The sequence below is a fragment of the Streptomyces sp. NPDC002838 genome, from assembly GCF_040295365.1.
In the GTDB taxonomy this organism is placed as follows: domain Bacteria; phylum Actinomycetota; class Actinomycetes; order Streptomycetales; family Streptomycetaceae; genus Streptomyces.
This window is the reverse complement of sequence record NZ_JBEOVF010000030.1, coordinates 117584-129337: the sequence shown is the minus strand read 5'-3', so window position 1 is coordinate 129337 and position 11754 is coordinate 117584. Positions and strand designations below refer to the sequence as shown.

The 11754-nt window shown below is 68.9% G+C and carries 9 protein-coding genes; 3 read left to right on the top strand and 6 right to left on the bottom strand.

The features are described 5' to 3' along the window. Nucleotides 1-199: 199 nt before the first annotated feature. Nucleotides 200-1009, bottom strand: coding sequence for a class II aldolase/adducin family protein (locus ABT063_RS32260; protein ID WP_351063225.1), 810 nt, complete (start codon nt 1007-1009; stop codon nt 200-202). A 149-nt stretch (nt 1010-1158) separates the two neighbouring features. On the opposite strand from ABT063_RS32260, the gene ABT063_RS32255 reads away from it, so the two are divergent. Continuing rightward, entirely contained in the window at nt 1159-1653 is a 495-nt protein-coding gene (locus ABT063_RS32255) for a pyridoxamine 5'-phosphate oxidase family protein (RefSeq protein WP_351063224.1), read from the top strand. Between the two features lie 18 nt (nt 1654-1671). Here the strand turns inward: ABT063_RS32255 and guaA are convergent, their stop codons facing one another. Further along, complete coding sequence (gene guaA / locus ABT063_RS32250) at nt 1672-3252, bottom strand: glutamine-hydrolyzing GMP synthase (RefSeq protein ID WP_351063222.1); 1581 nt, start codon at nt 3250-3252, stop codon at nt 1672-1674. 319 nt (nt 3253-3571) lie between these two features. Between guaA and ABT063_RS32245 the strand changes: the two genes are divergently transcribed. After that, nucleotides 3572-3853 (top strand): chorismate mutase, encoded by a 282-nt coding sequence (locus ABT063_RS32245; protein WP_351063220.1) that lies wholly within the window; start codon nt 3572-3574, stop codon nt 3851-3853. A 599-nt stretch (nt 3854-4452) separates the two neighbouring features. Here ABT063_RS32245 and ABT063_RS32240 read toward each other — a convergent pair. Continuing rightward, nucleotides 4453-5328, bottom strand: a complete 876-nt coding sequence (locus tag ABT063_RS32240; protein ID WP_351063218.1) for an RpnC/YadD family protein — start codon at nt 5326-5328, stop codon at nt 4453-4455. A 711-nt stretch (nt 5329-6039) separates the two neighbouring features. Beyond that, nucleotides 6040-6669: a hypothetical protein gene (locus ABT063_RS32235; protein ID WP_351063216.1), complete on the bottom strand. Its 630-nt coding sequence runs from the start codon at nt 6667-6669 to the stop codon at nt 6040-6042. 223 nt (nt 6670-6892) lie between these two features. On the opposite strand from ABT063_RS32235, the gene ABT063_RS32230 reads away from it, so the two are divergent. Continuing rightward, nucleotides 6893-7963: an LAETG motif-containing sortase-dependent surface protein gene (locus ABT063_RS32230; protein WP_351063215.1), complete on the top strand. Its 1071-nt coding sequence runs from the start codon at nt 6893-6895 to the stop codon at nt 7961-7963. 223 nt (nt 7964-8186) lie between these two features. Here the strand turns inward: ABT063_RS32230 and ABT063_RS32225 are convergent, their stop codons facing one another. Together ABT063_RS32225 and ABT063_RS32220 are read right to left on the bottom strand one after the other, a co-directional pair. Further along, on the bottom strand, nt 8187-9980 hold the full coding sequence (locus tag ABT063_RS32225; protein ID WP_351063213.1) for a GMC family oxidoreductase N-terminal domain-containing protein: 1794 nt from the start codon (nt 9978-9980) through the stop codon (nt 8187-8189). A 57-nt stretch (nt 9981-10037) separates the two neighbouring features. Continuing rightward, a complete protein-coding gene (locus ABT063_RS32220) occupies nt 10038-11651 on the bottom strand; it encodes a succinic semialdehyde dehydrogenase (protein WP_351063212.1) in 1614 nt (537 codons plus the stop codon). Between the last annotated feature and the right edge of the window lie 103 nt (nt 11652-11754).

Genomic DNA, 11754 nt, shown 5'->3' with positions numbered 1-11754 from the left:
AACACCCCAGGCCGTTCATCTGGACGAAGACCGCCGACGAGATCCTCGACAAAGTAGCCGCCTACTGCCGACGAATCTCCGACTCAGGTCACTAGGGCCTGTCCGGCGGATCAGGCCGCGCACGCGGGGTCTGGCACGCCCATCTGCCGCGTTGACGGGGCGCCGCCGATATCCTGCTGCCTGATCCGCCGGACAGGCCCTAGCTCAACAAGTCGGGCTCACTCCGGCTGATGTCCTGCCACAGCGGCTGGTAGTTGATCCACGCCACCAGGTCCCCGCCCGTCTGCTCCCGCGTGGCCACCGCCGGCTTGTGGTCGATCAGCACGGGCCGCCCGGCCGCCTTGGCGGTGAGCTGCACCTGGCAGGACCGTTCCATGGACAGGAACCACCAGGCCGCCGCGTCCACCGAGTCGCCGACCGTCAGCAGCCCGTGGTTGCGCAGCACGAGGGCCTTGCGGGACCCGAGGGCGGCCGCGATCCGGCGGCCCTCGTCGGCGTCGACGGCGACACCGGTGTAGGCGTCGTAGAGGGCGTGGTCCTGATAGAAGGCACAGCTCTCCTGAGTGATGGGATCCAGGAGGTCCCCCAGCGCCGACAGCGCCCGCCCGTACACCGAGTGGCAGTGGGCGACGGCGACGACGTCGGGGCGGGCGGCGTGCACTTGGGAGTGCACGGTGAACGCCGCCTGGTTGACGTGGAAGCGGCCGTCGATCACCTGCCCGTCGGAGTTGGCCAGCACCAGGTCGCTCACCGTGACGTGCTTGAACGGCATCCCGAAGGGATTGACCCAGAAGCAGTCGCTGAACTCCGGATCCCGCGCGGTGATGTGCCCCGACACCCCGTCCTCGAAGCCGAACCGCCCGAAGATCCGCAGCGCGCCCGCGAGCCGCTCCTTGCGATGTCGGCGCTCGTCCTCGAGCGACTCGTGCATCGGCGGCATCGCGAACCGCAGCTGGTCGGTGGGAAGGGGCGGGGGCGGAGTGTGCCCGGCCCCGGGCGTCCCGTGCATGTCGTCCTCCAGCACGTTGCTTTACGGGCCGGAAGCTACCGTCGGTCAGCACAAGAGAACAGCGCTGGTTTGTAAAGATGCCGCGCGCGAGCCATACCGGACAGAAGATGTCGGGTATCGGCGCGAGACTGGCTCACATGAACGCGCGTATGAGTACCCGGGCGAACCGGACCGCGACGAACTGGGCAGCCTTCTCCACCGCCGAGCCCGACCTGGCCAAGACCGTCGAGGCGCGCTTCGGCGCCTTCACGCACCACGTCCTCGCGACCCTCCGCAAGGACGGCTCCCCGCGCACCACGGGCCTGGAGGTGCGTTTCCTGAACGGTGAGCTGTGGTTCGGCATGATGCCGGACTCGCTCAAGGCGCTCGATCTGCGCCGCGATCCGCGGTTCGCGCTGCAGGCGAATCCCGGTGCCGGTACGGGCATGGGCGGCGGCGACGTCCGGATCAGCGGCCGGGCGATCGAGGTGGAGGACACCGAGACGAAGGCCGAGTACACCGAAGAGGTGGAACCGCCGGAGCCGCTCCACCTCTTCCGCACCGAGCTGACGGAGGTCGTACGGACCTACGTCGAGGACGACAAGTACCTGGTCGTCCAGGTCTGGAAGCCCGGAGAGCCGGTGCGGACTCACAAGCGGACGTGACCTTCGAAAACGGGAGACTCACTCCCACTCGATGGTGCCCGGCGGCTTGCTGGTCACGTCGAGGACGACCCGGTTGACGTCCTTGACCTCGTTCGTGATCCGCGTGGAGATCTTCGCGAGGACGTCGTACGGCAGCCGCGACCAGTCGGCCGTCATCGCGTCCTCGCTCGACACCGGACGCAGGACGATCGGGTGGCCGTAAGTCCGGCCGTCACCCTGGACGCCGACGCTGCGGACGTCCGCGAGCAGGACCACCGGGCACTGCCAGATGTCCCGGTCGAGGCCGGCCGCCGTGAGCTCCTCGCGGGCGATGGCGTCGGCCTCGCGCAGCAGGTCGAGCCGCTCCTTGGTGACGTCGCCGACGATACGGATGCCCAGGCCGGGGCCGGGGAACGGCTGACGCTGGACGATCTCCTCCGGGAGCCCGAGCTCCTGGCCGACCATCCGGACCTCGTCCTTGAACAGCTTGCGCAGCGGCTCGATGAGCTTGAACTCGAGGTCCTCCGGCAGCCCGCCGACGTTGTGGTGGGACTTGATGTTGGCGGTGCCGGTACCGCCACCGGACTCGACCACGTCCGGGTAGAGCGTGCCCTGGACCAGGAACTCGACCGCGGGCCCCTCGTCCGCGATGATCTCCGCCTGCGCCTGCTCGAAGACCCGGATGAACTCCCGGCCGATGATCTTCCGCTTCTCCTCGGGGTCGGAGACCCCCTTCAAAGCGGAGAGGAACCGCTCCTCCGCGTCCACGACCTTCAGCTGCACCCCGGTCGCGGCCACGAAGTCCTTCTCGACCTGCTCGGTCTCGCCCTTGCGCATCAGGCCGTGGTCGACGTACACGCAGGTCAGCTGGGAGCCGATGGCCTTCTGGACGAGGGCGGCGGCGACGGCGGAGTCCACGCCGCCGGACAGCCCGCAGATGGCGCGCTTGTCGCCGACCTGCTCGCGGATGGCGGCGACCTGTTCGTCGATGACGCTGCCGGTGGTCCAGTTCGGGCTCAGGCCCGCACCCCGGTACAGGAAGTGCTCCAGCACCTGCTGGCCGTGCGTGGAGTGCATGACCTCGGGGTGGTACTGGACGCCGTACAGCTTCTTCTCGTCGTTCTCGAAGGCGGCGACCGGGACGACGTCCGTGGACGCCGTGACGGTGAAGCCCTCGGGGGCGGCGGAGCAGGCATCGCCGTGCGACATCCACACCGACTGCTCGTCCGGGGTGCCCCCGAAGAGGGTGGAGCCGGACACCGAGACATGCAGCGGCGTTCGGCCGTACTCACGGGCGCCGGTGTTGTCCACCGTCCCACCGAGCATCTGGGCCATCAGCTGGAAGCCGTAGCACATGCCGAAGACGGGGACGCCGGCCTCGAAGAGCTCACGGTCGAGGCGGGGTGCCTCGTCGGCGTACACCGAGGAGGGCCCGCCGGAGAGGATGATCGCCGCCGGGTTCTTGGCGAGCATCTCCGCCACCGGCATGGTGCTCGGCACGATCTCGCTGTAGACCCGGGCCTCACGGACGCGACGGGCGATGAGCTGGGCGTACTGCGCGCCGAAGTCGACGACCAGGACGGTGTCGGGGGCGGCGGCAGCGGGGGTCGCTGATGACACGGGGGCCTTCCGGCGGTGGGGCGGGGTCTCTGTGCTGGCCAATTCTACCGAGGTGGGCGTCGGACGTGTCCGGTGTGCCGCGATGCCGCTCGGCCGGTGCCGAAAAGTTCCGTGGCATACTGGCCCCATGCTCACGCACCCGACCTTCGTCTTTACCTATGGCAACCGGCCCGCCGGCTGCCATGGTCGTGCCGCTTGAGCAACTGACAAGCGACTTCCCAGGCGCCCCGGGCCGACAAGGCCCGGGGCGCCTGTCGTTTTCCGGGTCCTGCCGCTCCGGGGCACCCCTTACAGATCACTGAACTGACGAGGAGCCCCCATGACCGCCACCGACGTGACCGGCGCCCGCACCCCCGAGGCCGCCGATGTGATCACCGGCGCCCGTGAACGCATCGACGCGCTCGACGACAGGATCATCGGGCTGATCCAGGAACGGATGGCCGTGTCCGCCGTCATCCAGCAGGCCCGGATCGCCTCCGGCGGCCGGCGCGTGAACCTCTCCCGCGAGATGGACGTCCTCAGCCACTACAGGGAGGCGCTGGGCAAGCCGGGCACCTCGTTGGCGATGACGCTGCTGGAGCTGTGCCGCGGGAAGATCTGAAGCGGCGGGCTCGCTGAAGCGGGGGCCCGCTGAATCCGCGTTCCCGGCACAGACGTACGCATGTCCTCTCACCCGTACGGCGCGTGACCGTCGCCGGAGCCGCTTCGTTGGTCCCGGTGTCCGTGCCAGCCAGGGGCGGGCCCGAGAGAACCACGCGTGGCTCGCTGGAGCGATGAGACGTACGGATCGTGCCGTACGTCGTGGGACCTCGCTCCGGCGAAGTGACCGGACGGCAGGGGACAGCAGCCCGGTCACCCAAGAGACCGGTCGGCTCCGGGGACGCCCGGGGCCGACCGGCGGGAACGGCCAAAGCCAAACGTCGAGTCAAAATGTCCAAGTCTGGGTCAAACGGTTGCGGTGGCCGCGTCCATCCAGCACGATGCCTGGAAGCCCCAAGTCCCCTCGCAGACAACCGCATCGGTTCACACAGTCCCACTGCCAAAGGTCCAGACCGGCGGCACTGAAAGCCAACCGAAGACCAGCGGCGCAACCCCCCGGCGCCGCTTCCCAGGCACCGACGCTGCCCTGACGTCGGTGCTGACGAAAGAAGGGCCCCGCGGTCCGTCCCCGCGGGGCCCTTCACATGTTCGGCGCGAAGCTCAGGAGCCTTCTTCCGTGAAGATCGCTTCGGCGGACGGCGCGGTGACGGCGCGGGTGAGCCAGCGGCGCAGGAGGTCGGGGTCGTCGCACCCTGTGATGCGTTCACGGATCTCGTCGGGGACGTCCATGCCGCGCGCCTCGAGGACGAGCAGGATGTCCTCCGCACGCCCCTGGGCACGGCCCTCGTCACGGATCTCTTCCGAGATGTACGACTTGTAGAAGGAAAGGTCCACGGCCACCAGGTTCCTCCAGAGCTCTCCGGCCCGGCGATTGACACCGAGGCCTTGTGCGGTGAATTCGATGATCGGGTCGGCGACGGCTTCGGGCACGTCCCGCAGAGCGGTGGACAGGGCCTTCAGTATCCCATCGACGGCCGCTTCCTTCGCGTGCGTGATGGCGGACAGCGTGGCCAGCGCCAGGTCGGCACGGGCCTCTTCCGGGTCCTCGATCACGGGCATGTTGTGCGGACCGGCCACGAGCGGGCGCAGGGTGAGGGAGGACCACCACTGAGGGCCGATGGGCACGGGCTGGGCGGCCCACTCGGCTGTGGCCCGGTCCTGGCAGACGACCAGCAGCAGGGGCGGGGTCTTGTACTTGGTGTGCAGGAACGACAGGTAGTAGGCCCAGCTGGCGGGTTTGTTCTGGTCCTTCGCGCTCTGTGCTTCGACGGCCAGCAGGATCGGCTCGTCGCCATCGAAGCGCAGGAGTGTGTCGACGCGGCGTTCGACAGGCTGGGTCTCGGTGAGATCGGTCGGCAGAACCGTGATGGACGTGGGTTGGATGAGCGGGAGCCCGAGGGCCTTGGAGACGCCGGTGAACAGGCCGGGGTACTCCTGGAAGATGCGGTGCATCGCCTCGTGGGACGAATTGACCATGCGGTTCCTTGTGCTTGGACGGATTTTCAGAGGACTGCGGGCGACTTGGACCGGCAGTCCTGGCAGTGGCCTGGGTGGGGCGCCCGGAAGGCGCGGTCGCAGCCGTCGTCGGGCACGCAGAGTCCGGAGTGGTACCTGTATCGCGGCTCCACTCCGCCTATGGGCGAAACGTCGGCTCGCCGTCAAAACACCGGGATGTCGAGCTCTCCGTGGAGGGCCATCCATAGGACACCGGTGAACTGCCTGCCCAGGTCATGGTGAGGTAGTTGGCGGCGGGGCTGCTGCCCTCGTAGGGCGGGATGCCCCGGGGTAGACCGTTTCCGGTGCGGACCCGTGCCGCGATGGCATCCTCGTCGCCCTTCATCAGCGACGCGACTGCGATCCTTGGCAATTTCCCTTGCGCTCTGTGCGGGGCTCATACGGCCCGGTCCGGCATGCTCGGCCTTTCGGGCCGAACCAGAACTCTCCCTGGTCGCCCTCGGCCCCGGCAACGCGTCGAATGGAACCGGCCCCGAAGAGCGCACTGCTGTTGGGGCCAGCGGCGTGTCCCGTCGGGCTCATCCCGGGACCGTCATCGCATTCCGCGTCGTTACGGTTACGGCCGCCGTTCTTCCCGCCCGGGTTGGCGACCGGCGGGCAGTGCCTCAAGGAGGTCGTCCGGCGTGTACTGCTCGTTCCCCGCGAGGTCGAGCATCTTCAGTGCGCCGACGATCATCTTGAAGCCGTCGCCCGGTTTCCAGCCGCCGCCCTTGGGGACGTCGGGCTTCGGCTGGGGCCGGGTGGGAGCGGGGCGGGGGGTGCGGGCCGTTGTTGGGGGTTCTCGTCGATGGGCGGCTTGGGCGGGGTGATCACGCGAGGCTGGGCGTAGGTGACGGCGGTGCCGCCACGGCAGGAGTAGGTGCAGGCGTAGCTGCCGGTGCCGACTCCGGTCCCGGTGGAGACTAGGTAGGAGCTGCCCGAGCCCAGGTACATGGCGTCGGCCTGGGTCGAGAGGGAGCCGGACAGGTTGCCGGGGTAGGGCTGGGACAGCGCGGTGGTGCGGCTGTACGAGTAGTGGCCGGTCGTCGTGCCCGAGCCGCTGCTCGAGAAATAGCTGCCCTGGCTCAGCTCGTAGGACGCCCAGCCGGCCAGTGCCACCGCACCCGCGACGACCAGGTATCCCTCCAGCGCGCAGGCGTCCCAGAAGCAGGTGAAGGCCCCGGTCCCCGGCTGGTACCAGCGGGCAGCCATGTTGACGTCGCCGCTGACTCCGGAGGAGATCGCGCCCTCGCTGGAGTCGGGGGCGAAGTTCGAGTCCTGCATCCAGCCGGCGGGCGTCCATGCGCGTGCCGTGCGTTCCACATCCGGAAGTGATGATGAGCACACGACAATCCAGGCCTGATCGGGATCTTACGTCACGTGATGGGGGTCACATAAGAAACCTGTTAGCGCGGGGACAACCATTCACATCGGTCACGAATCAAACGCTGCGAACACAAGGGCCACACCCGTGCCCCACACACGGAGGCCTCCCCTTACATCGCGTGTTGCGTCGCCGCAGCACTCTGGACTTTCCGAGGTCTTCATGAAGCTTCGCCGTGCCCTGGCCGCCGCAGCCGCTACGGCTGCCATAGCGCCGCTCGCGCTGCTGTCCGCGCCGGCTGCGTTCGCCACGGACGGGACGCCGACACCCACCCCCACCGCGTCGGAAGAGAGCACGATTACTCCTGAGGAGCCGCCGTCGGAGGAGCCGCCCGCGCCCAGCGAGGAGGAGTCGACCCCGACCGAGGAAGCAACCACCCCTGAGGGCGAGGAGACCTCCCCGGAGCCCGAGGAGAGCACGTCGGCTCCCGAGGGAGAGGAAGAGGCCCCGGCCCCTGAGGAGAGCACGAGCCCGTCTCCCTCGGAGAGCGCCCCCGAGGACGAAGAGCCGTGGAATCCCTACGAGGACTGCATGACCTTCGACCTGGACGACAACCTCACGGCGGAGATCTCCGGCCTGCCGAGCAAGATCGTCGCGGGTTCCGGCTGGCACAACTTCAAGTTCGTCGCCACGAACGACTCCGACGAGGACCTGGAGAACGTCTGGATCGAGGCGTTCACCGAGTACGCGGGTGTGAATGAGGGCCACTCGCTGTCCGAGGACCTGGCCGAGATCCAGGTCAAGGAGGGCGCCAAGTGGACCAACACCTACCAGGACTCCTACGGGGACGAGGACGGCACGGTCGTCCTCACCGGTAGCTTCGTCGCCTCCCTCGACAAGCTGGAGGCGAACTCCTCCGCCACGCTGGACCTTCGTGTGCGTGTGAAGGAGTCAGCCCCTGCCGGTTCGTCGTTCGCCCTGAGCCAGGCGATCTACGCGGGCGAGGACGCCGCCACCTGCTACGGCAACGGTGAGTTCTACGAGTTCAAGGTGCTCGCGGCGGGCAGCAACCCGGGTGACGTCGACGACGCCGAGCCGAACGGCGAGAAGCCCTCGGACATCGACGAGGGCAAGAAGCCGCAAGGTGAGGTCAAGGAGATCACTGGCAACCTCGCCGAAACCGGTTCCGACTCCAACCTCCCGGTCATCGCCACCATCGGCGGTGTCGCCATCGTCGCCGGTGCCGGCGTGATGTTCGCGATGAAGCGCCGCAAGGTCGGTGCCGAGGCGTAAGGCTCAGGCCCACCGCCTCATCAGGCTCAACACACAAAAACGAGGGACCTGCGCTCGGAGGGGGGCGCAGGTCCTTCTGCGTGCGGAGTGGTCTCCCACCTGGCCCTTACCAGGTCATTGCTTGCCTCAACCGACTGCGCACGATCCCGTTGCCCGCGCTCATCCGTGTGCCTCGGCAGGACACCGCACTTGGTCGCCGTCGGCGCCGTTGCCCTGATTCTGCTCAGTCCGTCTCACGCCGCGGCTTCGGCAACACCGCCGGCATCCCCAAGAACGGCAACCGCAACGCCCCGAACGCCCCCTCCGGCACCGCCGGTGACTTCGGCTCCACCGGCTTCAGGCGTTCGTACGCCGCCCCCTGCGGCGGCCTCGGGTCCGCCTCGCCCTTGTTGGGCCAGTACGACATCGCGCGCTCGGCCTGGGCGGTGATCGTCAGAGACGGGTTCACCCCGAGGTTGGCCGAGACCGCAGCGCCGTCGACGACCGAGATGCCGGGGTGGCCGTAGAGGCGGTGGTAGGGGTCGATCACGCCGGTCTCGCGGGAGGAGCCGATCGGGCAGCCGCCGAGGAAGTGGGCGGTGAGGGGGGTGCCCATCAGTTCGCCCACGTTGGAGCCGGCGAAGCCGTTGATCTCGGCCGCGATCGCCAAGGCGCCCTCCGACGCCGCCTTGATCTGTTTGGGGTTCGGGGAGCCGTGGCCCTGGCGGGCCGTGAGAAGGCCCTTCCCCACTCCGTCCGGCTTCAGGTACGTCGTCAGGGAGTTGTCCAGCGACTGCATCACCAGGCCGATGATCGTCCGCTCCGACCAGCGGTGGTTGGAGAGGGAGCGCAGGACCTGGAGGGGGTGGCGGGCCGCGTTCGCCAACCAGGCCATGACCCTCGACGAGCCGTCCGCGTACGGGACCTGGAGGATCGACAGGCCGCCCATCGAGTTGGAGCCCTTGCCGTAGCGGACCGGCTCGATGTGAGTGTTGGCGTCCGGGTGGATCGAGGACGTGATCGCCACTCCGCGCGTGAAGTCGACCTTCTTCTCGCCTGTCACCTTGCGGTAGCGGCGGTTGTCCGTCTGCGCGCCGACCAGCGCCTCGGAGTTCGTGCGGGTGAGCTCGCCCAACCTGTCGGATATGTACGGCAGTTGGCGGCCCTCCTTCATGCGGTGCAGGAGGGTCTGGGTGCCGTACGTGCCCGCCGCGAGGACCACCCGGCGGGCCTTGAAGGTCCTGCCCTTCGCCTTGCGGCGGTCGTCCGTGGGCAGGGTGGCGATCGCGTAGCCGCCCTGCGAGTCGTCCGTGATCGACACGACCGTCGTCAGGGGGTGCACGACCGCGCCCGCCTTCTCGGCGAGGTACAGGTAGTTCTCGTTGAGGGTGTTCTTCGCGCCGTGACGGCAGCCGGTCATGCACTCGCCGCACTCGTTGCAGGCCCTGCGGGCCGGGCCCGCGCCACCGAAGTACGGGTCCGCGGCCTGCTCGCCCGGCCGTGCCTTCACCGAGCCGTCGGCGTCCTCGCCGTCCCCGAAGAACACGCCGACCGGTGCCATGTGGAAGGTGTCACCGACGCCCATCCGCTCCGCCGCCGCCTTGAGGTGCACGTCGGAGGGGGTCATCGTCGGGTTGAGGCGTACGCCGAGCATGCGCCGTGCCTGGTCGTAGTACGGCTTCAGCTCCTCCTGCCAGTCCGTGATGTCACGCCACTGCGGGTCCTCGAAGAACGGCTTCGGCGGTACGTAGAGGGTGTTGGCGTAGTTGAGGGAGCCGCCGCCCACTCCTGCGCCGGCCAGGACCATGACGTTGCCGAGCAGGTGGATGCGCTGGAGTCCGAACATGCCGAGCTTGGGGGCCCAGAGGTAGTTCTTCAGGTCCCAGGAGTTCTTGGGGAGGGTGTCGGGAGTGAAGCGGCGGCCGGCCTCCAGGACGCCGACTCGGTAGCCCTTCTCCGTGAGGCGGAGGGCGGTTACCGAGCCGCCGAAGCCGGATCCGACGACGATGACGTCGTAGTCGTAGGCGTCCTGTGGCACGTGTTCTCCTCGTTGAGTGTCCGTGCGAGTCGGCCGAGAGACCGGCCGAAGAGTCTGCTAGCGGAACCGGAACGCCTTCATGAGCCGGAGGCTGCGGCTCATGAACGCCGCGTACTTCTCATCGTCCATCCCCAGCGACGGCGCCATCGGCAGCAGCCGCTGCTGCGCCACCGTCTGGGCCTCCGTGTACTTGAGGATGCCCTCGGAGCCGTGGCGGCGGCCCAGGCCGGAGTCCTTCATGCCGCCCATCGGGGACTGGACGCTGCCGTACGCGGCCGCGTAGCCCTCGTTGACGTTCACGGTTCCCGTGCGCAGGCGGGCGGCGACCTCGCGGCCGCGGCGGCCGTCCTTCGTCCAGACCGAGGAATTCAGGCCGTACGGCGTGGAGTTGGCGAGTTCGACCGCCTCGTCCTCCGTCCTGAACCGGTAGATCGACACGACCGGACCGAAGGTCTCCTCCGCGCACACCGACATCGGTTCCGTCACGCCGTCCAGGATCGTCGGCTCGAAGAAGTACGGGCCGATGTCCGGACGGGCCACCCCGCCGGCGACGACCTTCGCGCCCTTGGCCACGGCCTCCTCCACGTGCCGGGTGACCGTCTCCAACTGGCGCTCGCCCACCAGCGAGCCCATGTCGGCGCCGTACGCCAGCGACGTGCCGAGCCGCATCGCCTTCGTCCGGGCGGCGAAGCGCTCGACGAAGACGTCGGCGATCGACTCGTGGACGTACAACCGTTCGATAGAGATGCAGAGTTGGCCGGCGGAGGAGAAGCAGGCGCGGACGGCACCGGCCGCGGCCTTCTCCACATCCGCGTCCTCCAGGACCAGCATCGCGTTCTTGCCGCCGAGTTCGAGCGAGACGCCGATCAGACGGGCGGCGGCGCCCTGGGCGACCTCGCGGCCGGTGCGGGTGGAGCCGGTGAAGGAGACGTAGTCGGCGTGCTTGACGACCTCCGGGCCGACGACCGGGCCCTCGCCGATGACGACCTGGAAGACGTCGGCGGGCAGACCGGCCTCGATCAGCAGGTCCCGGGCCCAGAGTGCGGTGAGGCAGGTCTCCGTGTCCGGCTTCATCACGACCGCGTTGCCCGCGACGAACGCCGGGAGCGCGTCGCCGACCGACAGCTCCAGAGGGTAGTTCCAGGGGGCGATCTGGCCCACGACACCGCGCGGGTGGCGGAGTTCGGTGACCTTCGTCAGCGTCGGTACCGCCCCCGCGTGCCGCTTCGGCCTCAGGTACGCGGTGGCCCTGCGGCCGTAGTGCCGGGCCGCCACGGCGACGGCCTGCACCTCCTCGTGGGCGTGCAGACGTGCCTTGCCGGACTCCAGCTGGATCAGGTCGAGGACCTCGGCCTGGCGTTCCAGGATCAGGTCGTGGAAGCGGAGCAGGACGGCGGCGCGCTGCCGTACGGGCGTCCGCGCCCACACGGACTGCGCCTTGCGGGCCGCGTCGTAGGCCTTCTGTACGTCCTCGGGCGTGGACTCGGGCAGGTCCGCGAGCTTCTCACCGGTGAACGGTGTGTGGTTGGCGGTCCGGCCGGATCCGACCACGCCCTTGGTGAGCTGGGCGACCAGCTCCGGGGTGACCACGTCGGCGGCGGTACGGGCGCCCGCCGGGGCGGGGGCGATGGGGTTCGTGCCGGTCTTGGCCGGGGCCTGCGCGTCCGTCATGAGCCGCAGGGTATTCCGCAGTGGAGGCTTTGGGTACCCGCCGGTAATCGGGATTCACCGAGTGCTCACACGGCGCCAGTGGTCACTGGCAACAAACCGGCTG